This window comes from Neorhizobium sp. P12A (genome assembly GCF_008365395.1).
In the GTDB taxonomy this organism is placed as follows: domain Bacteria; phylum Pseudomonadota; class Alphaproteobacteria; order Rhizobiales; family Rhizobiaceae; genus Rhizobium.
In genome coordinates, this window is the sequence record NZ_QOVX01000007.1 from 285,440 (window position 1) to 306,207 (window position 20,768).

Below are 20,768 nucleotides of genomic sequence, written 5' to 3' on the forward strand. Positions count from 1 at the left end.
CCGGAGCCGTTGACCTGCGGTAAGAATCGAAACTGCGCGTGATCCGCCCGTTGGGGGATCACGCGCAGAAAGGCCTTGTCGCAGGCGCTTACGAGGGTAGCGGTTTCCCGGCCTGTTCCTTCACAATGTACTCGGCGTACCAATCTGGCCAGTTCTCATCATGCTGGCCGCCGGTTCGTTTTTCGTGTTCGCCATGCGCGGTCGCAGCACGCCGGAGAGCCGATGCAAGCTCAGGCGAGGAGGTAAAGGTCGTGATCTCCGTATCCACACGTCCGGGCAATCGCTCGGTCACCTCCTGAAGCAACCAGCCGTTGCCATCAGGATCGGTGAAGGTGGCGTAGGAGCGATAGCTGCGCCGCTGAGGATCCCGGCCGCTGACCGCCGGCTGTCCAGGACCCTCACGGTGAAAGACTTCGCTGACATTAGCGCCGCGAGCGACGAGTTCTGCACGCGCGGTCTCGATGTCTGATACGACCAGATAGAGCCCGCTCGCCGAGCCGGGTGCGGCAGTCGTTAGCCCGATGCCGAAGTGTATCGATGCCGGCGAACCCGGCGGCGTGAACTGCACCACCCGGAACGCATCGCCGACCGGGAAGTCGGCGTCCAGCCGCCAACCCAGCCCATCGTAAAATCGCTTGGCGCGATCGACGTCCGAGACAGGGATCAAGACGACCTCGAGCTTCAGATCAACGGTTTGCACGCCTCTGCTGACGGTAGCTGTCATGGGTTCTCTCCTTGTGACTGGTAGCTGAAGGCGCGGGGCGCCCCTTCTTGTCTCAACTCGACTGACGCAACGACTTGAACGATCCCCGTGTCCCGGGGTGAAGACCTGCATTGTTCCCGGCCGTTTTATCGCGGCGGGTAATCGTGGACGAGCTTCAGAAACGCCCTCCGCCCGGAATTGCGATGCTTCATATGGTTCATCGGGAAAGGCACTGACGGCAGCAGATATCAACATAATCTTCCGAGCAAAAAAGGCGAGGTTGTTCCCTCTAAATGCTGGCCACCGAAGACGCGCGATCAATGATAACTGCATGATGCATGGCGCAACGCCTGAGAAGCTGACATCGCAGCTCGAACCATTATGATATTTTGGGGAACGTTTTGATCCATCCAACATCCAACTGGGTGATCGGAGCACCACGATGTCGATGAAGCCCATAAATGCACATCCAGCCTTGTCAAAGAATGACGCCGGCGAAAGCGACCTCATTCTCGCGGCGCTCGCAAACGATCCCAATGCCTTTCGAGCGATCATGCGTCGCCACAATCAAAGACTGTTCCGCATCGCGAGAGGGGTCGTTCGCGATGACAGCATTGCCGAGGATGTCGTTCAGGAGGCCTATCTGCTGGCATTCAGGCATCTCAAGGAGTTCCGCGGGCAATCATCGCTGTCGACATGGCTGCACAGGATCGTTCTCAACGAAGCGCTTGGCCGTGTCCGTCAATCGGCGCGACGCCGCGAGATTGCCATTCCGACAGACGGAAGCGGCGCACAGATCCTGAATTTCCCAAGCAATTCGTCCCTGGACGATCCGGAAAAGACAATGGCACAACGGCAGATCCTGCGTCTTGTGGAAGAGGCAACCGATGAATTGCCGGACGAGTTCCGGCTGGTTTTCATTGCCCGCGTGATCGAGGGAATGAGCGTTGAGGAGACGGCTGAACTTCTCGGCATCAGGCCGGAAACTGTCAGGACGCGATTGCACCGCGCAAGAAAACTGCTGCGACAGCATCTGGACCAGCGCATCGGACCGGTCCTGCTCGATGCCTTCCCCTTTGCGGGACGGCGTTGCGAGCGGCTGACAGAAGCCGTGATGAGCCGGCTCGGCCTAAAAGATTAGAGCGCGCAATTTCCTCAGGAAAACTCGCTGAATTGGGAACGTTTTCGACGCTTCGGCATCCAATGATGGTCGATAACGGCCCGGCAGCAAAAGCCGGCCAAGCAGGAGCCAAACCTATGTCTGTTCGATTGAGCGCAGCAATCGCCGTCATCTGCTTTCTGAGCCCAGCGGCTTATGCAGCCAGCCCAACCCCCACCGATCCAGAGATAGCGCATATAGCCTACACGGCCGGTGCCATCGACATCGAGGCTGCAAAGCAGGCGCTGAAGGTCTCCAAGAACAAGGAAGTCGTTGATTTCGCAAAGGACATGCTGCGCGACCATGAGGCCGTCAACACCCTGGCGCTCGATCTCGTCAAGAAGCTCAAGGTAACGCCCAAAGACAATGACACGAGCCGTTCCCTAACGAAGGCCGCCGCCGCCGAGCGGGAAAAGCTCGCCAAGCTTAAGGGCGCTGCCTTCGACAAGGCCTATGTCGAAAACGAGGTTGCCTATCACAAGCAGGTCAATGGCGCGCTTGAAACGCTGCTCATCCCTTCAGCTAAGAATGCGGAACTGAAGGATCTGCTGGAGACGGGTCTGAAGGTCTTCCAGGGGCATGAACAGCATGCCGAACACGTCGCAGCCATGCTGAAATAGGACCATCGCAATGCAAATGAAGCGCCTCTTTTTCTCGGCGCTGAGTGGGGCGGCCATCATCATGGCCTCCTTTCCAGCCCAGGCGGCCACGATCGAAATCACGATCGAGAAGCTCACATTCAACCCGCCCGCCGTCGATGCGAAGATCGGCGATACGATCGAGTGGGTGAACAAAGACATCATGGTGCATACGGCAACCGCTGACGGGCGCTTCGACGTGATGATCCCGGCCCATAAATCCGCGTCCTTCACCGTCACGAAAAGTGGGGCCTTTGACTACTATTGCCGGTTCCATCCCAATATGCGCGCCCGGCTGAATGTCGCGGCGAACTAGTCCTCGCGGACCGACTGCAATGCCGTCAGAATCTGGATCAGCCGTGGCGCCATGTCGCGAATCTCGGTCAAGTGGATGGAACTGAGCTTACGTAGGACCCGCTCTGCATGCTCCGTGAGGCGAAGAGCCTGACGGCGCTTGTCGATCGGATCGGGTTGGCGGGTAACGTAGTCTGCAGCGACCAGCCTGCCCACCAATTCCGTTGCCGTATGGGGGGCGATCAACAGCCGTTCCGCAAGGATGCCGATCGTCATCGGTTCTGTCGCCGAATGCGCCTTGATGGCAAGCAAGGCCTGATGCTGCTGTGTCGGCAAGCCCTCCTGCTGGGCCGCCGAGGTGCTGAAATCCAGGAATTGTCTGAGCGTATAGCGCAGATTTGCCAGGGCCTCGTAGTCAGCGGGGGTCAGTGCTTCATCTCTATCCTTCAAAATTCCATCCTCATGGCGGCCAACGGCGTTGCTTACCGCATCCAGGCGAATTGCTCCATCTTTCGGCGGTCCTGCAAAACGCGCAATGCCTGACGCTCTTGTGATGACAGCTCCGCAAAGCGTCCCGCCATGTGCATCGCGCATCTCATTTTGCCGACGACAACAGTATTGATTTATATCGTATCACGATATAAAAGCTCGAAACGCTTTGAACAAATATCGGAATAATGACGGCTGCGGCCGTTCGAACAGGCTTTCAACCATGTCGAAATCTTCCCAAAGGCGCCATGATTTTACAGGCGGGCTTGCGCGCCGTGAGGCGGGTGACTTTACGACCGACCGCAGAGTCCTTCTGTTGATCGGCATGTCCGTTATCGTTGGAACGGGAGGCGCCCTTGCCGCCTGGGTGCTGATCAAGCTTATAGCGCTTGTGACCAATCTCGTCTGGATGGGCCGGCTGAGCACGACAGCTTCATCGATCGCTGACGCCCCGCGCGGCCCATGGATGGTCGCGGCGCCTGTTCTCGGCGGTTTGGTGATCGGTCTGATGGCCCGCTACGGCTCCGAAAAAATCCGCGGACATGGCATTCCTGAGGCAATCGAGGCAATTCTGATCGGCGGCAGCCGAATGTCGCCAAAGGTCGCTGTCCTCAAACCCTTGTCATCGGCCATTTCGATCGGCACCGGCGGCCCCTTCGGCGCCGAAGGTCCGATCATCATGACGGGCGGCGCGATCGGCTCGCTCTTTGCCCAATTTTTCCATATGAGCGCCGCCGAGCGTAAAACCCTGCTGGTTGCCGGTGCCGCCGCAGGCATGACGGCCATCTTCGGTTCGCCGATCGCTGCTGTGATGCTGGCTGTCGAATTGCTGCTTTTCGAATGGAAGCCGCGCAGTTTCATTCCGGTCGCGGTTGCAGCGGCCGTCTCGGTCTCCTGGAGGCCGTTTCTCCTCGGAACGGGGGCGCTCTTTCCCGCGCATTTCCAAATCAATCTTCCCTGGTGGGGGATCTTTCTCTTCGCCGCCATGGGCATTCTGTCGGGTCTGCAGTCGGGCTTGCTGACGACGCTGCTCTACAAGATCGAGGATGCCTTTGAACAGCTGCCGATCCACTGGATGTGGTGGCCGGCATTGGGCGGTCTCGTCGTCGGGCTAGGTGGACTGATCGAGCCGCGCGCGCTTGGCGTCGGCTACGATATCATCTCCGATCTCCTTGCGAGCCATATTGTCGCAAAGGCGGTTCTCGCAATCCTTCTCGTCAAGGCGGGCATCTGGCTCGTAGCGTTGTCGTCGGGCACATCAGGCGGCGTTCTTGCGCCTCTTCTCATTCTGGGCGGCGCGCTTGGCTGGCTTGTGGGTCTGGTATTTCCTGGCGACCCTGGTTTATGGGCGCTGCTTGGCATGGCTGCGATGATGGGCGGGACCATGCGAGCGCCGCTGACCGGAACATTCTTTGCGGTCGAGATCACCGGAGACATGAGCGCACTTCTGCCGTTGCTTGTTGCTACGGTCGCTGCCTACGCCGTAACCGTGCTCCTCCTTCGCCGTTCGATCCTGACTGAAAAGATTGCACGTCGCGGACAGCATATAACGCGCGAATACGGCATCGATCCTTTCGAATTGTCGCGCGCCGGCGAGATCATGATCAAAGAGGTGGATACGCTGCCAGCCTCCATCACGCTCGAGGCGGCCTATGAATTCTTTGCGTCGCAGCAAAAGACGCATCGGGTCTATCCGGTCGTAAATGATGATGGCCGGCTGATAGGGGTCGTTTCGCGAGGCGACGCGCTGAGCTGGCAGGGGGACGATGATCTGGCGGGCCAAACGCTTGCCGAAAAGATCTCAGACGAATCCATTCCCGTAGGCCATCCCGATGACACCGTGGGATTCATTGCGGACCTGATGATCTCAGCCGACACCGGGCGCATTCCTGTGGTTGATCCGGATAGCGGCAGGCTTGTCGGACTTATCACCCGCAAGGATCTGTTGCGGCTGCGAAGCGCGCTGAAATCGTCGGAGTCCGAACGTCGGCCTTATCTTGGATCTCGATCCGCAAAGATTGGATAGGTTCCGTTTTCTCGTTGCCCATGCAGCCGCCTTGCATGGGCAATCTCTTCCGCTCTATCCGATAGCAGGTGCCACCAACCAGAATTTCGAGATGCGAAGGCATGGTCGCTTGCGGCGTGCGGAGGTATGATGGGAGTTGGAGACCTCGCATAGAGACGTCAACGGGCAGTTTCTGAGCGGCGCCGATGCAACTGTCATGGCCCGATAAGGGCGTCGTTGGCGTTGCCGGATTTTCTGCGCCTGGAGTGGTGGAGGATCGCGGTGCCAAAAACACGCGTCGGGTCGCAATCGAGACGGATGAGACGTCTCTTTTTCTATGCGCTGTACCAGCAAATTCACCTGCTATGGCCGATCTTTTCCGGGCTTCTTGTCCTCATGGCCGGATGTGGAGTCGTGATCGGGCGCATTGAAGACTGGCGCCTCGACCAAGCTCTTTATTTCACCTTCGTCACGGGACTGACCATCGGCTACGGCGATATTACGCCTAAACATCTTATGGCTCGGCTGCTGGCCCTGGTGATCGGCTTTTCCGGTATTGTGTTGACCGGCCTCGTGGCGGCCGTCAGCGTGCAGGCGCTCAAGGCGACAGATCCCGATCAAGAATGAAATGAATGCAATCAGCCAAGCCGCATCCGGAAACAACCCGGCTCGGCCAATTGTGGCAGCGGGCGGCCTCCGTTACTACGCACCCCCGGGAGGCAGAAGAAACAGCGTGAGCCCGAAAATGGCATAGACCGCCAGCGCCATGACACCCGCATACCATGCGCCGCGACCGCCGTTCGACAGGAGAGATGCCGCCATAGTGGCGATCAGCATCATTGTGACCGCGCCGGGCCAGAATTGCAGGGACATCGGCTGCGGACCGATGAAGTAGCTGACGAGCACCAGGACCGGAGCAACAAAGAGGGCGATTTGTGCCGCACTGCCCAAAGCGATGCCGACGCTCAGGTCGAGGCGATTTGCACGCGCGGCTGCAAATGTGGTCGTCATTTCTGCGGCTCCGCCAACTAAAGCGACGACAATGAAGCCCACGAAAGCGGGTGTCATGCCGAGATGCTGGGCGGCAACCTGGACCGAACCCACGAAGATTTCGCTGACCACGGCGACAAGGAGGGTCACGACAACAAGGATGACGACGCTCACCGAGAGCGGCCACAGCGCTTCATCTTCATCGGCGTGACTGACACTGGCGAAGAGCTCTCGATGGGTTTTCAGCGAAAACAACATGCCGAGCGCGTAAACGGCAATGAGAAGAATGGCCAGCCCCAGGCTTAGCTTTTGGAAGAAATCGGCAGCGGGCACCTGATCAACTCCGCTGATCAGGGAAGGGACGAGTATCGCGATCGTTGCGAGGAACAGCAGGCACGCCTGGAAGTGGGCATTTACCCTGTTGAATTCCTGAATATGATGCTTGAGCCCTCCCAAAAGGAACGCGCCCCCCAGCATAAAAAGGGTGTTGGTGACGATCGCGCCGGCAATCGATGCCTTGACCAGCAAATATTGTCCTGCCTGCAGAGCTGCCAGTGAGATCACAAGTTCGGTCAGGTTGCCAAGCGTGGCGTTGAGCAAGCCGCCGATAGCATCTCCCGTCTTGGCGGCAACCGCCTCGGTCGCGCGGCTAAGCACCGCCGCCAAGGGGACGATGGCGACCACCGAAAGGAGAAACAGCATGGTGTGGGCCTCGGGCGAGACGCGCTCGAGGATAATGACGATCGGGACAAAAACGAGGAGTGCCAGAAGCGGCATCTGTCGAAATTCGGACAGGATGGCCCTTCCGACGGCAGAGCCGCTCGGCGCGCTGGATTTTCCTTCTTCGAAGTTGCCCATGTCCTCCCCCCGGAGTCAGAGCACCCGCAGCGTAGCATGCCATTTCACAGCGACGGTGGAGCTTGCAGGGCTGCATCTTAGAGATGCCAAACTCAACCGTAGCACGGTGCCGAAAGAAATGCACTGATTTGGATCAATACGGTAGGAATAGGCACCAATTTTGCGTCTTTGCTGGAGCCGCGGCGGCGATAGTGAAAAGAAGGAGCGAGCGTGGAGTTCTGAATTCGTGCGAACACGACCGAGCCTTCCCGAAGTTAATCCGAAACCACAGAGGAAAGGACCGCATCCTTCAGCGCTTGCGAATAGGGATGCTGCGGATTGTCCAGAACGATTCTTGCGTTGCCCTCCTCGACAATCTCGCCCTTCCTCATGATGATGATGCGATCGCTGATGTAGTAGGCGGTAGCGAGGTCGTGCGTTATGTAGATGATCGAAAGGCCGAGGTCCTTCTTCAATTGGCTGAAGAGATTGACGATCGCCATCCTTAGCGACGCATCGACCATCGAGACGGGTTCGTCGGCGACGAGCAGCCGCGGCTGTGGTATCAGCGCACGGGCGATCGCTGTGCGCTGGAGCTGGCCACCCGAGAGTTCATGGGGAAACCGGCCCTTCACCTCCGCGAGCGTCAAGCCGATATGCGAGAGCGCGACATCGGCCATGCGCTCGATTTCCGCGCGGTTCGTCCGCTTGCCGTTGGGCGCGAAATTCCGCGCCGTTTCGAAGAGATAGCGATCTACCCGCTTTAGCGGATTGAAAGCCTCGAACGGATTTTGCAATACCGGTTGAACTTCTCGCATGAAGGCGCGCCGCTCAGTTTTACCGTGAACCGCCACCGGTCGCCCCCGAAAATCCAGTTTTCCTTCCGTCGGCGCCGTCTGGCCGAGGATCATTGCCGCGATGGTTGACTTTCCCGAGCCGGATTCGCCGACGATCGAAAGGATCTCGGGCTCATCCCCGAGCGTCAGGCTGACATCCCGGACCGCCGTGATGTGGCGGCGGCCAAGCATGCCGCCCTGTCGGTAGACTTTCGTGACATGCGAGAGCGAAAGCAGATCGTTCAACTCTGTTCTCCTGTCACGGCAAAGCAGGCAACACGTCGACCCGGCTCGACTGTGACCATCGGTGGCACCTTGTGACTGCAAATCTCCATACGCTTGGGACATCTCGGATGAAAACGACAGCCTTCCGGGGGCATGGCGAGATTTGGCGGCCGCCCCTCCAGCGAAGGCCGGGTGGTCATATCGCCGATACGCGGAAGGCTTGCGACCAGATGCTGCGTATAGGGATGGAGCGGCAGGTTGAAAAGCTTGCGGGTCGGTGCCTCCTCGACCAGACGACCCGCATAGACGATGCCGATGCGGTCGGAGACGGTGGCGTGCACGCCCATGTCATGGGTTACAAACAGGAAGGACGAACCCATCTCACGCTGAATTTCGCGGATCATCGTCAGGACGTCGCGTTGAACGATGACATCGAGGGCCGTGGTTGGCTCATCGGCGATGATGAATTCCGGCGTCAGAATGGTAGCGAGCGCAATGGTCATTCGCTGACGCATGCCACCGGACAATTCATGGGGATAGGCATCGAGCAATTGAGGATCCAGCTTCAGCCGCTGGAGGTGTGTGGCTACGCGGTCGAAGAAGACCGATCGTTCGACCTTCATGTGGCGAAAGGCAAAATCCGTGAACGAGTGGCGGATGCGTCGCACCGGATTGAGCACGTTCATCGAGCCCTGCATGATGTAGGACAGATGCCGCCACCGCAGGGCCGCCCTCTCGCCTGGCGTCATCGCATAGATATCCTGCGTGCCGCCCTTGAAGTGAAAGGTGACTGCGCCGGAAACGACCCTTAGCGGCGGACGGATGGCACCGGCAATGGTCTTGATGAGCGTCGTCTTACCGCTGCTCGATTCACCGGCAACACCATAAATCTCACCGCGACCGATCGTCAGGCTGATGTCGTCGACCGCGCGCACTTCGCGATCGACGCCGTAAAGGAATGCTCGATAGTAGGCCTTGAGATCTTTTACCTCGACCACCGCTTCCATGCTCAGCCTCCCATCCGGTTCAGTCGGCTGCGCGGATCGTTGTATTCATTCATCGACATCGACAGCAGGAAGAGCGACATGAAGAGAAGCACGATGGCGGCGACGGGCGCGGCCACCCACCACCAGTTCCCGGCGATCAGGGCGGAATGCGCGTTCGCCCAATAGATCATCATCCCCATGGTCGGGGTTTCGATATCGGTGAAACCAAGGACGGAGAGCGTGATCTCCATGCCGATCGACCAGATCATGTTGTTCATGGTCGTCGCAAAGACGATCGGCAGCACATAGGGCAGATGCTCCTGGACCAGGATCTTCCGCATGCTCATGCCGGAATAGACGCTCTGGGTGGTGAAGGGCCGGCTTTTTAGACTGACCGCGACAGAGCGGATGAGGCGCGCATCATAGGACCAGCCGAGACCGGCCATGATGGCGATGAGGACGGTCCAGGTCATGCTGTCCTTCAGCACGAAGTAGAACAGGATCAGCAGCGGAAACTGCGGAATGACCATGACGCTGTCGTTGATCGCCATCAGGGCGCGGTCGACTGCACCGCCGGCGTAGCCGGCTACCAGCCCCACCACCAGCGATATGATGCGCGACAGGAAAGCGACGCCGATGCCGAAATAGAGCGTGTTCCGCAGCGCGGTTGCCAACTGCCAGAAGACGTCTTGTCCGCGCGAAGTCGTGCCGAACCAATAGTCGCCATCCGGCGGCATGTCCGGGGGCAGGAGATAGAGGTCGGTCGCGCCGTAGGGCGAGAAATAGGATGCAATGATAAAAGCGACGATGATGGCGAAGAGCACAAGGCCGCAGAGAAATTCCAGGTTCTGCCGCGCGAGGTCGCGAACGATTGTGAGCATGCGTTATTCCACCTTGATGCGCGGATCGATCAGCGGGCTCAGGATGTCGATGATGAAAACGGCGGCGGCGACGCCGACGATCGACAGGGCGGCCAAGCCGAGCACGAGGCTGTAGTCGCCCGCATGCACGGCCGAGATGAGCAGGTTCCCGATGCCGGGATAGCCGAAGACGATCTCTGTTATGACGGTGCCGTTAAAGATTGCGCCGAGCGACATCGCCAGGCCGGTCAACTGCGGGATCATGGCGTTGCGGGCGATATAAGATCTCAGGATACGCCTCTTCGGCACGCCGCCGAGCTCCGCAAAGACCACATAATCTTCCGTGATGATGTTGGAGACGAGCGCGCGCATGCCTATCAGCCAGCCGCCCGTGCCGACCAGGATCAGCGAAAGCGCCGGCAGGATCGAATGCTTGAGGATGTCCAGCACGAGGGAGAAAGAGAGGTCCAGATTGGTATTCATCTCATAGCCGCCGTTGATCGGCAGGATCGGCCAGACATAGCCGAAGATGATGAGAAGGACGAAGGCGAGGATGTAATAGGGGATCGGCTGCATGGCGATGAAGACCAGGCTGACGGCCTTCAGCAGCATGCTCTTCCTGTAGTAGCCGGCGAACGCGCCGATGGCACTGCCGAGCACGAAGGTCATGAGGGTTGCGACCGTCATAAGGCCGATCGTCCAGGGCAGGGAGCGCAGGATGATGGTCGAAACCGGCGTCGGGAAGGCTGATAGCGAAGGGCCGAGATCGCCGACGGCGAGCCTTTCCCAGAAATGCAGGTATTGCTGCCAGACGGAGCCTTCGAGGCCGTAGAGTTCTCTCAGTGACTGGCGCATCAGCTCGACGGCGCGCGGATCGGATTGCCCCATCTGCTGCAGCGTGCCGATGCTTTGCTCGACGGGATCGATCGGTGTCAGGTGCGTAATGAAAAACGTGGCGGTGATGCCGAGGAACACCACCAGCAGAAACTGGCCGAAGCGTTTCAATACGAAAATCGGATAGGACGCCATCAGGCCTCTTTCCTTGCTATATTCTCACGCCGGATCATAGGGTTCGCCGGACTTGACTAGCGTGACTTGGCTAGGGTCCGGCGACAGGAGACCGACGCGGCGGACCGCGTCGGTGGCGGGAGATCATTTCTGGACCTGCTTCAGCTTGACCATCATCAGGCGCGAGTTCGCCCAATTCGGAACCGGGTCCGTGTAGGGATCGGCGATCGTCGGATAACCCGTCCAGTAGGTCGTATCCATCGAAGTGAAGACGTTATAGGACATCAGCGGAATGGTCGGCATCTGCTGCGCCACCAGCTTCAGATAGTCCTTGCCGAGTTCGACGCCCTGGGGATCATCGGCGCTGATCGTTCGGATCTTCTCGATGATCTTGTCGAGATCCGAATTGGACCAGCGTTGCCAGTTGCGCGGCGGTTGGTTCTCGCCCTTCTTGGCCACGAATTGCGAATGCCAACTGTCGAGGAAGAAGGAGAGATCGGGATCGCCGCCCCAGGTTTCGACGCTCCAGGCGATCGCCACCTGGAAATCGCCTGTCGGCAGGGCGGTCTGGAACAGACTGGTCGTCGGCGTGGCCTTGGAATCGATGCCGGCGGCGGCCCATTGCTGCGCAATCAGTGTTCCGGCGCGCGTGAAGACCGAGCGCGTATCGCCCTCAACGGTCATGCGGATCTTGAAGGGTTGGCCGTCAGGCATCATCCACTTGCCGCCCACCTTCTTGAAGCCGGCCTTTTCCAGAAGCTCGGCCGCAGCCTGTGGATCTGGCTTCCACCAGCCATAGCCGAAGGCGCTATTGATGGCCGCCGGATCGGTCGGGATCTGGTCCTTGAACTTCGGCTGCTTGCGCAGGAGATCGGCAATCTGCTGGCCGATAGTCGGATCGTAGGGCTTGATCTTGCGCTTGCCGGTGTCGATCTCGAAGTTCTTCAGCCAGTCCTGCATCGGCGCCTGATAGTCCGTCATCGCGATCGCCGTCGGCGGCACGCCAAGGGCGGAGAGCGTCGCAGCACCGCGATAGCTCGCCATATCGACCGCCTTGATGTCGATCAGTAGTGCGAGCGCCCAGCGGACATCAGGATTCTGGAAGGTCGGATCCTGCGTGTTGAAGATCACGGCCGGCAGCGTCGGATCTGGATGGGCGAAGGGGAAGCCCGGGAACCAACTCTGCGACGTCTTCGACTTCTCCTTGATCGTGAACATGCCTTCCGGCGTGTTGTCGTGGATGATATCGAGATTGTGTTCGAGCTGCGCGATGGTGCGCTTATCCGGCGGGCCGGGATCGACATAGGTCACGTATTTCGGGGCCGGCTCGCCAAAGCGGGCAAGCGAGGTACGCTGCCAGTCGTCACGCTTCTCCCAGGTGTACCATTTGCCCTGCGGATCGAAGGACTTCAGCTTGTAGGCGCCGAGCGAAACGGGATTAGCGAAGTCGTAGCGGACAGGATCGGCCACCTTCTCGAAGACGTGCTTCGGCATGATCCAGGCGCCGTTCCAGCGCACCGTGAAGAGGGCGTGGAAGCGCGAATTCGGCTTCTTGAGCTTGAAGACAACAGTATAGGGATCGGGCGCCTCGACGCTTGCCACCTGCACCGAGAAGGCCGCGCTCCAGACCATGCCTGGATGGTCCATCTGTGTCTTGACGGTGTAGACCACGTCGTCGGCCGTGAATTCAACGCCGTCGCTCCAGTAGAGCCCCTTGCGCAACTTCACGGTCATCTCCGTGAAATCGGCATTGTATTGCGGCTTGTCGGCGGCAAGGGAATTATCCCAGGTGGAGCCGCCAAGGCCCTTTTCGGGATCGATGTACCAGAGCGTGTCCATGGTCAACTGCTGCAGGCCGGTGGAGACACCGCCGCCGCCGTTGACCCAGATATTGAACCAGCCGGGATTCTTGATCGTCCCTTCCGGATTTTCAACGATCAGCGTCTCCTTGCGCGGCAAGGAGGTATAGTCATCGGCCTTGGCCGTCGCCATGAGGCCGATTGCGGCCAGCGCGACACCGAAGGCAAGCTTCTTCCAATGCTGCATAATCTCCTCCCTAAATTGTTCCTCCGAGGGCGCGTCGAGCAACGTCAAGCACGCCGCAATCTTCCAATTTCGTTTGTCAGTTCGGCCTTGGACAGATCCTGCCCAAATCGGCCCTTATCCGGCGCATCTCGCCTCCTCGCGAGATAGCCTGATGTCATTACAGGCCGAGACGTGACTTATTTCGCGTCCCGGCGACCGGCGTCATACCGACAGCCGGATCACATTGTAAGACAGCGGCTTCAGCGTGGCGCGAAGCCGGCCGTCCTCGATCTTGGCATCCCCTGTTGTCGCGGGAACGACGGCATTGGGCTGCGAGGCCGTATTGACTGCCGCAAGATTTCCATGCGTCATCTCATGCTGTTCAACGACGCGTGCGGCGGGGAAGCCTTCCAGCCTTGTATCGAGATCGAGCGCGGTGTCCGGGTGGCGGTTCACCGCAAACAGGGTGACTGCATTCGAGTTGGCGTCGTGAACCGCGCTGACATCGAGATAAGGCACGTCATCGGCCTCGTCGCTGTCATAGGTCGGACCGTCGGTGACAAGCCGAAGCGCGTAGCCGCGACCATATTTCGAGGCGAAATAGAGCGGATAGTAAATGGTCTGCCGCCATGCGGGGCCGCCATCTTCGGTCATGATCGGCGCGATGACATTCACAAGCTGGGCGATGCAGGCGATGCGCACGCGATCGGAGCGGCGAATGAAGGTATTCAGAATGCCGCCGACCTGAAGAACATCCTCGAAATTATAAACGTCTTCCAGGAGATGTGGGGCGTCCGGCCACTCGTTACGTGCCAGAATATCCTTGTCCTGCTGGTTCGAATGGTACCAGACGTTCCATTCGTCGAAGGAAATACCGATCGTCTTCTTCGACCGCTTCTTGGCCTTGATATAGTCGATCACCCCGCTAATGGTGTTGATATAACGATCAAGCTTTTCCGCCTTGGCGAGATAGTTGAGCGTATTCTTTTCCCGGTTGGCGAAATACATGTGCAGGGAAATGTGGTCGGCGCTGTCGTAGCATTGTTCGAGAACCTGCGCTTCCCAATCGGGATAGGTCTTCATGTCCGAATTGGAAGAACCGCAGACGACCAGCTCCAGCGACTTGTCGAAGCCGCGCATCGCCTTGGCCGTCTCGTCGGCCAGCCGGCCATATTCATAGGCCGACTTGTGGCCAACCTGCCACGGGCCGTCCATCTCGTTGCCGAGGCACCAAAGCTTTACATCGTGAGGCGCTGCCCAACCGTGCTTGCGGCGCAGGTCGGACCAATAGGTGCCACCGGGATGATTGCAATATTCCACGAAGTTGCGCGCAGCGTCGAGACCGCGTGATCCGAGATTAACGGCCAGCATCGGCTTGGTGTTGGCCTTCTTGCACCAGTCGACGAATTCGTTGACGCCGATCTGGTTGCTCTCACGCGTCCGCCAGGCAAGATCAAGACGCACGGGACGCTCGGATCGAGGACCCACGCCGTCTTCCCAGTTATACGCTGATACGAAATTGCCGCCGGGATAGCGGCAGTAGGGGGAATTCAGATCGCGGACCAGCTCGATGACATCCTGGCGAAATCCATCCGCATCGGCTGTCGGGTGACCGGGCTCATAGATGCCCCCATAGATCGCCCGGCCCAAATGTTCAAGAAAAGCGCTGTAGAGCCGATCGTCGATATCGGCAATTCGGAAGTCACGATGGATGACCACTTGCGCCTTCACGGCTAACCCTCCTGTATTGTATCAGATATTATGTTATAATGCGCCGATCCTGATATAACTTTGGGGATGCGTCAACGTCAAACTGTCGGCCATTTTATTCAAAAAATGCGTAATTTCGATGGAAAAGCCAAATTTCTGGAGCAATATCAGTTCGATAAAAAAGCGAGAAAAATAATATCTAATAGAAATACGGCTATGTATCAAAATTTATGATCTAAATTCAATCGAGATCGATCCGCATCAGGATGTCTTGACCGTAATTGCCGAAGCCGCGGCCAAAAATGTTCACGCCACCGGTGTGGCGCGCGTCGTCGGCGATGCCGATCCGCAGGCGAATGGAGGAGTGCTGGCCAATGGCGAGATCGCCTATGGTGACATCGGACGCGACGGTACCGTCGATGAAGGTCCCCTTCCTTGATATCCGCCATGTCTTCAACTTGCCGTATTGGGACCCTTCAAGCTTCCACCACCCGGGCGTGAAGGCGCCGCGTTTGTCGCCATAATCGCCCGGCGACGTCCATGTGCCGACGGCAACTCCGTTGACCCAGATGGTGATATCAGAAGGCCAGTCGGGATTGGTTCCGGGGACCTCGGAAGACAATTCCATCGAGAACTCTATGGCGTTGACATTCTTGTTCAAGATCTTGGCATTGTTGGGGAATTTGTATTCCACATGCCCACGCCCAAACCAAAGCAACCCGGCCTGCATGCGTTGCGGATCAAGAAAATAGTCCGGAACGTCGAGCAGCCCGATCACGCCTTCCGTCGAGCAAAGACCGCAAGGAGCATGGGTCTCGCAACTCGTATAGAGACCAATCGGCATCGCGACTTCGATCACGTCCTCGCTGCGCTTCAGGGTTGTGTCCTCGAAGCTCAGAAGGATCTCGTCGTAAAGTGCGGAACAAATCTTCTGGTAGCCTTTTTTGGCCTTTGCCGCCTTGGTCTCGACAAGACCGGCTTCTTCGAGGATCATGATCCCGGTGGCAACGGTCGACTGGGGCAGGCTCAATGCCCGCGCTATTTCATTGACGTTCAGCGGGCCTTTGGAGCAGAGCAACTTTAGCATGTCTACGCGAGCCGGAATCGAAAGTGCTCGCAATGCCTCGGCATTTTCGCCGGCATGAATGGTCAAAAAGCTGCGTTTCATTCGTTTCTGAAGCCCCATCAATTGGCTTCATTTATATCAATAATCCTGATTTCACAAGTAAGACCTTCGTAGCTGGATTTTCCGGGACGTTCTTACGGCTTGGAAGCTGCTACAAGTTTCGAGAGATCGGCCAGCGTGTCCAGAGCCGAAATGTCGAAATCCGCGCTTGCGAGATCGAGACCATAGTCCTGTTCCAGAGCGACGATCAGTTCGGTTGCGGCAAGCGAATCCAGGCGGCCGGCTGTGAAGAGCGGTTCACTATCCGAGAAGGGATTGCGGTCGCCTCTTGCGGCAAGCAGGTCGGCAACAGTGTTGCGCAGTCGGTCGATCACCATGATGGTCATTAGATCACTCCAAATAGGCTGAGAAAGAATACGGCCCGGTCATGCATCGAAAAGAGCTCCGGCGTTTCGTTGAAGACTGCGACCAGGCAAAAGAAGAGGCCAACGCCGACACGCGGCAGGACCTCATAACGCAGGAAGCCATCTTCCGGCTTCGGTTTGCGGCCGCGCAGTTGGGAGATAATGAGGCCGCCTGCCAGCAACAACGAATAGACTGCATAGCTCTCGAAATGCCGCATGGCGCCGATAAGGCCGTATTCGAGCGTCAGATTGAGGTTCCAGGTAAAATGGAACAGCACATTGCCGAATGACGCCGCACATAGCGTAGCGAAGGCGACTCTTAGCTTTGGCTGCTTCTTGAAATAGCGAAGGAAGGCGGGAAAGAAGAAGAAATCGACCAATAGTTCCTTGAAATAGAAATAGTAGCGATTCCAGAATTCGGCGAGCGTGCGCGAGGAGAGGGGCCGTGCCGTGTTGCGTGGGATCGCATAGCCGGCCATGCGCACGATAGCGACCACGACATGGCTCCAGCCGGCGATGAAAGCGACATCAAGCAGGTAATGCACAACCAGCGATGTCCACGCCTCATAAGCCGGGATCGGCGTGCCGCTTGAAGAAAGCTCCATCGCATGGTGCAGCGTCGGCAGGCCGGCCGTCTCGTTGATGAGTCTCGACAGGCCGAGATAGAGGCCGGTCAGCATGACGCCCCAGACCAGAAGTTTCAGCGCCTTCAGCCGGGTGACGGCAAGGCCGGCGTCATCCTTGGCCTCGAATTTGCGCAGGTAGGCCGCCCCTTTGCCCGTCGGCAGAGGTGGGCCCTCCCAGAAGGGGTGAAAGAGACCGAGCCGCTTTGCGTTGGATGTCGGATCCTTTGCCTTTTGATCTGCCAGCGCATAGGCAAGAAACCAGAAGCCGGAGGCAAAGGCCGCGAGGAAGGTCCACAGGAAAGCAAGCGGCAGCGCCGGCAGGAAGCCCGATACCGCAACCAGAACCAGGCACCAGAAGACAATGACCATGGACAGCAAGGGGCGTTTGGCGGCTGACGTGTCGCGATAGCGACCTTGCAGATACAAGGCGAGCCAGGCCAGCACCATGAAGGCGGCCGTCGCCGCCCAGGCAAGATTTCGGGCGCTTATGTTTGTCAGACCGACGCGCTCGAGGATCGCCGGCGGTATCACCGCCAGTTCATAGGCATGGAACGGGCGCACCACCAGAAAGATCAGCGTCGAAACCGAAATCACGAGCGATCGCTTCGAGGGAAGGATCGCGCAGCCGGTGAGCCCGGCAATGGCGATTGCCGCGGTCCCGAAGCCGATGTCCGGCCCTGCGACGAGAAGGACAGCGAAGAAGGCGAGGTGAAGGACGGTGACGCCGCGCGCAGTGCCGGCAAATCGGATGGCATCCGGATTCTTGTCCATCTCCAGCCATGCGCGGCGCATAGCAAGGAGGCGCCCGATTGCGGAAGGGCGGCTAGTGACGCCGGGAAACGTGCTGTCGGTCATCAGGCGCGCTCCGCGACCGGGACGGCCGCCTCGAAATCGAGTATTGCCACAAGAGCCTTTCGATCGACCTTGCCATTGCTGTTGAGCGGAAGGTCATCGAGGTGTCGAATGATGCTCGGCACCATATAGGCAGGCAGACCCTTGCGTAGATCGTTCTTGATTGTCTCCGCGCTCTGCCGCGAGTTCGAGAGGAAACCGACGATGCCCTTGGCGGAGCCATCCGAAATCGGCCAGGCTACGGCGGCAACGTGGTCGGAGCCGGAGGCGGCGCGAAGATGCATCTCGATCTCCTCCAGCTCGATGCGATTGCCGAGAACCTTCACCTGATTGTCGAGCCGCCCGAGGTGGTGGAAGACGCCGTCGTCATCCTCGACGCCGAGATCGCCGGTCAGATACCAGCGCTCACCGTTGATCGTCGGAAATCGGCTGGCGGTAAGCTCTGCCTGTCCGAAATATCCTTCGGCGATCTGCGCGCCTGAAAGTGCGATTTCGCCGGGGACGCCTGGTAGCTGCGGGCGCAATGCAGCATCGACGATCTGGGCGGCCATGCCGGGATAGGCCCTGCCGATCGCCACGATCTCGCGATTGACTGTCACCGCAATGGGCTCGATGACTGGCTGTCGCAGGCAGGCGATCGTTGCCTCGGTCGGGCCATAGATATTTTCGACGCGGCTGTTCGGCGCGGCTTTTGCCCAGGCGCGGGCTGCACCTACAGGCAAGGCCTCTCCGCAGAAGAAGGAATGGCGCAGGCTCGGCAGGCTTCCCACCTCCAGCGTCCGGTTCTGCCGCATCATCGCGATGATTGACGGAACCGAGAGCCATGTCGTGATCGCACGGTCACGGATAAAGCGCGCGGGCGCGACCATCTGCAACGGGTTCATCACATGCAGCGAGGCGCCGGCCTGCCAGGTCAGGAACATGTTATGCACGGAAAGGTCGAAGGTAATGTCGCAGGTCTCGGCGGCGCGATCGTCCGGTGTCAGACCGATCCAGTCCTGCATCACTTTCAGATAGTGATTGACCGCGCGGACCGGCACCATGACACCTTTCGGCAAACCCGTCGTGCCCGAGGTGAACTCGATATAGGCGAGATGATTGTCGGAAATTTCAACGGGTCGCGGCGAGCCTCTTTGCTCGATGGCAGCGAAAGAGACGAATGTCTTGCCCTCGACCGATGGAGTGACTTCAATATCGTCGGAAACGATGATTGTGCGCGGTGCGGCAGCCAAGGCTGCCGTACTCAGCAGCGCCATGCCGCGAGAGTCGACGATCAGGGCATCGAGGTCGAGTGTCGAAAGCAGGTGAACGAGCCTTGCTTCCGGCAATTTGAGGTTAAGAGGGACATAGGTCCCGCCGGCCCATGCCGTGCCGAGGATGCCGGCACAGGCAGCAAGACTGCGGGATGCCAGAATGCCGACGCGGCCAGTCTTTGCAACCTGCTCCAGCCGGCCGCCTATCCGGCTCGCCAAAGCCGCAAGCTCGCGATAGCTCAGATCCCGCCCGTTGACGGAAAGCGCAAGCGCGTCCGGTCTCTCGAGACTGTGGTTGTATAGCGGCGATGCGAGGTTGGCGGTCATGGCAATCGTGGTCCGGAAAGGACCTCCCGTTCGTGACCGGCGCAGTTTTTCCGAAAGCCGAAGCGATGCAACGCATTTCCGGCGGTATGGTTACCGTGGAGGGGGCGAAGTACTAACGTTCACCGCTTTGTGAACGTGGCCTTTGTGATTGCCATCTGCTTATTGAATAGGGCACGCCTGTCGATAGTCGCTTTCGACTTTCGACACGGTTTCCTGGCTGATGGTCGCGTTTACCGTCAGGCTGTATTTGGGCACCAGTATCGTCAAGTCGTGATTGCTGCCATTTTGGCCCCATATATCAAACAGGTCGCGAACGACGGTCTTGTAGCTCGGGTCGAGCACAAGTCTTTCCCGCTCCTGCTCGATCGGGACCGTAAATCCATGCACCGAAAACGGGTTGGCGGTCTGTTGGTCGAAGATTGCGACGACCTCCTCGGAGTTGCGAAATTCAGCAGGCGGGCGATCGAGGTCCACCGAGATCCCCGGATTGGGTTCCCCGCAGGAAAATTGCAACGTCAAGCCGACTGACGAGGTGGAGGACAATGGCACCTGGATCGTCTGTCCATAGACGATGGTCGAGAAGCCAAGCACTGTCAGCGCCGCAAAGGCCATGGTCTTGATACACATCATTCGCGCAAAAAAGCTCCCCGCTTTTGCCAGCCGTCCCATCGTCCGCAGTACCATTCTTTAACCGTGCCGACACTTGCCGGAGGGGTCATGACCGGGCCTTAACGACCGTTGTTTTAGGCTCGAAGCATGAAAAAGAGAACTATTCAATTTGCCGCCTGGGCAGCACTCGTTGCGATCGTGTTCGTGACGATATCACCGATCGAGTGGCGACCGCGGGACATTTTGCCCGTCGACATCGATCGGGCTCTCGCCTTTGCGGCAATGACGGCACTATTCGTCGCGGCCTATCCCAGGCACTGGTTTGCTCTCTCCGTCCTCGCCGTCATGGGCGCAGGCGGTATCGAACTTCTGCAGCAGCTATCTCCGACACGTCACGCGAGATTGGACGATGCAACTGTCAAGGCCGCAGGAGCTTTGGCTGGAGCGCTGTTCGCCCAAGCCGCGAACATCATCCGTGAGCGCAAGATCTCATCAAGGCGAGGCCCGCTGAAATCCTCGCGTCAATCGCGGCCTGGGCGGCATTTACCGGCCTTGAGTGACGGGATCAACCCGGTGACGCGACTGGCCGTGGATTCACGGCTGATCGAATCGATCTATTTCGGTCAGGCCGACGGGCGCCTGCGCATACGGTTCAGGAATGGCGAGCAGCGTCTGTTCGAAGGCGTTCCCGAAGAAGAGGCACTCGCAATGGCCGTGGCCCCGTCGCCGGGCCGATACTATGCCGATCGGATCAAACCGAACTTTAAGCGCATCGCCGCGTAGAGATTGCCAGCACGCGCGGACCG

The 20,768-nt window shown here is 58.7% G+C and carries 20 protein-coding genes; 6 read left to right on the forward strand and 14 right to left on the reverse strand.

The features are described from left to right. Window positions 1–88 precede the first annotated feature (88 nt). Complete coding sequence (locus DTW90_RS21270; protein WP_132523436.1) at window positions 89–724, reverse strand: VOC family protein; 636 nt, start codon at window positions 722–724, stop codon at window positions 89–91. A gap of 427 nt (window positions 725–1,151) precedes the next feature. Between DTW90_RS21270 and DTW90_RS21275 the strand changes: the two genes are divergently transcribed. The 3 genes from DTW90_RS21275 to DTW90_RS21285 all read left to right on the forward strand — a co-directional run bounded on the left by DTW90_RS21275 (window position 1,152) and on the right by DTW90_RS21285 (window position 2,816). Further along, entirely contained in the window at window positions 1,152–1,844 is a 693-nt protein-coding gene (locus tag DTW90_RS21275) for an RNA polymerase sigma factor (protein ID WP_245512714.1), read from the forward strand. A gap of 116 nt (window positions 1,845–1,960) precedes the next feature. Then, a complete protein-coding gene (locus DTW90_RS21280; protein ID WP_132523434.1) occupies window positions 1,961–2,482 on the forward strand; it encodes a DUF4142 domain-containing protein in 522 nt (173 codons plus the stop codon). Between the two features lie 10 nt (window positions 2,483–2,492). Then, window positions 2,493–2,816, forward strand: coding sequence for a cupredoxin family copper-binding protein (locus DTW90_RS21285; protein ID WP_132523433.1), 324 nt, complete (start codon window positions 2,493–2,495; stop codon window positions 2,814–2,816). Here the strand turns inward: DTW90_RS21285 and DTW90_RS21290 are convergent. Then, window positions 2,813–3,247, reverse strand: a complete 435-nt coding sequence (locus DTW90_RS21290) for a helix-turn-helix domain-containing protein (protein ID WP_245512713.1) — start codon at window positions 3,245–3,247, stop codon at window positions 2,813–2,815. The two genes, DTW90_RS21285 and DTW90_RS21290, sit on opposite strands and share 4 nt — an antisense overlap. Window positions 3,248–3,506: 259 nt before the next feature. Between DTW90_RS21290 and DTW90_RS21295 the strand changes: the two genes are divergently transcribed. Together DTW90_RS21295 and DTW90_RS21300 are read left to right on the forward strand one after the other, a co-directional pair. Beyond that, window positions 3,507–5,309, forward strand: coding sequence for a chloride channel protein (locus tag DTW90_RS21295; RefSeq protein WP_132523431.1), 1,803 nt, complete (start codon window positions 3,507–3,509; stop codon window positions 5,307–5,309). Between the two features lie 297 nt (window positions 5,310–5,606). After that, a complete protein-coding gene (locus DTW90_RS21300) occupies window positions 5,607–5,915 on the forward strand; it encodes a potassium channel family protein (protein WP_132523675.1) in 309 nt (102 codons plus the stop codon). A 75-nt stretch (window positions 5,916–5,990) separates the two neighbouring features. Here the strand turns inward: DTW90_RS21300 and cax are convergent, their stop codons facing one another. The 12 genes from cax to DTW90_RS21360 all read right to left on the reverse strand — a co-directional run bounded on the left by cax (window position 5,991) and on the right by DTW90_RS21360 (window position 19,983). Continuing rightward, window positions 5,991–7,136: a calcium/proton exchanger gene (gene cax, locus DTW90_RS21305; RefSeq protein ID WP_132523430.1), complete on the reverse strand. Its 1,146-nt coding sequence runs from the start codon at window positions 7,134–7,136 to the stop codon at window positions 5,991–5,993. A 254-nt stretch (window positions 7,137–7,390) separates the two neighbouring features. After that, on the reverse strand, window positions 7,391–8,197 hold the full coding sequence (locus DTW90_RS21310; RefSeq protein ID WP_149340733.1) for an ABC transporter ATP-binding protein: 807 nt from the start codon (window positions 8,195–8,197) through the stop codon (window positions 7,391–7,393). After that, window positions 8,194–9,183 carry an ABC transporter ATP-binding protein gene (locus DTW90_RS21315; RefSeq protein ID WP_132523428.1) on the reverse strand — a complete coding sequence of 330 codons (990 nt, stop codon included), beginning with the start codon at window positions 9,181–9,183 and terminating at the stop codon, window positions 8,194–8,196. Before DTW90_RS21315 ends, DTW90_RS21310 begins: the two co-directional genes overlap by 4 nt. Before the next feature lie 2 nt (window positions 9,184–9,185). Beyond that, complete coding sequence (locus DTW90_RS21320) at window positions 9,186–10,043, reverse strand: ABC transporter permease (protein ID WP_149340734.1); 858 nt, start codon at window positions 10,041–10,043, stop codon at window positions 9,186–9,188. Window positions 10,044–10,046: 3 nt separating this feature from the next. After that, window positions 10,047–11,051 (reverse strand): ABC transporter permease, encoded by a 1,005-nt coding sequence (locus DTW90_RS21325; RefSeq protein WP_149340736.1) that lies wholly within the window; start codon window positions 11,049–11,051, stop codon window positions 10,047–10,049. A 123-nt stretch (window positions 11,052–11,174) separates the two neighbouring features. Next, the gene (locus DTW90_RS21330; RefSeq protein WP_132523425.1) at window positions 11,175–13,076 is read right to left on the reverse strand and encodes an ABC transporter substrate-binding protein; all 1,902 of its coding nucleotides are present in this window, start codon (window positions 13,074–13,076) and stop codon (window positions 11,175–11,177) included. 201 nt (window positions 13,077–13,277) lie between these two features. Continuing rightward, on the reverse strand, window positions 13,278–14,786 hold the full coding sequence (locus tag DTW90_RS21335) for an alpha-N-arabinofuranosidase (protein WP_149340738.1): 1,509 nt from the start codon (window positions 14,784–14,786) through the stop codon (window positions 13,278–13,280). 220 nt (window positions 14,787–15,006) lie between these two features. Further along, window positions 15,007–15,933 (reverse strand): ArsR family transcriptional regulator, encoded by a 927-nt coding sequence (locus tag DTW90_RS21340; protein WP_149340740.1) that lies wholly within the window; start codon window positions 15,931–15,933, stop codon window positions 15,007–15,009. Window positions 15,934–16,025: 92 nt separating this feature from the next. Further along, window positions 16,026–16,277 (reverse strand): acyl carrier protein, encoded by a 252-nt coding sequence (locus DTW90_RS21345; RefSeq protein WP_132523422.1) that lies wholly within the window; start codon window positions 16,275–16,277, stop codon window positions 16,026–16,028. Continuing rightward, a complete protein-coding gene (locus tag DTW90_RS21350) occupies window positions 16,277–17,776 on the reverse strand; it encodes a hypothetical protein (protein ID WP_149340742.1) in 1,500 nt (499 codons plus the stop codon). The genes DTW90_RS21345 and DTW90_RS21350 overlap by 1 nt, the downstream gene beginning before the upstream one ends. Beyond that, complete coding sequence (locus tag DTW90_RS21355; protein WP_149340744.1) at window positions 17,776–19,353, reverse strand: AMP-binding protein; 1,578 nt, start codon at window positions 19,351–19,353, stop codon at window positions 17,776–17,778. The genes DTW90_RS21350 and DTW90_RS21355 overlap by 1 nt, the downstream gene beginning before the upstream one ends. A 159-nt stretch (window positions 19,354–19,512) precedes the next feature. Then, complete coding sequence (locus DTW90_RS21360) at window positions 19,513–19,983, reverse strand: hypothetical protein (RefSeq protein ID WP_132523419.1); 471 nt, start codon at window positions 19,981–19,983, stop codon at window positions 19,513–19,515. A 126-nt stretch (window positions 19,984–20,109) separates the two neighbouring features. Here DTW90_RS21360 and DTW90_RS37635 point away from each other — a divergent pair, with 126 nt between their 5' ends. Then, a complete protein-coding gene (locus DTW90_RS37635) occupies window positions 20,110–20,745 on the forward strand; it encodes a KTSC domain-containing protein (protein WP_246664995.1) in 636 nt (211 codons plus the stop codon). Window positions 20,746–20,768: the final 23 nt, after the last annotated feature.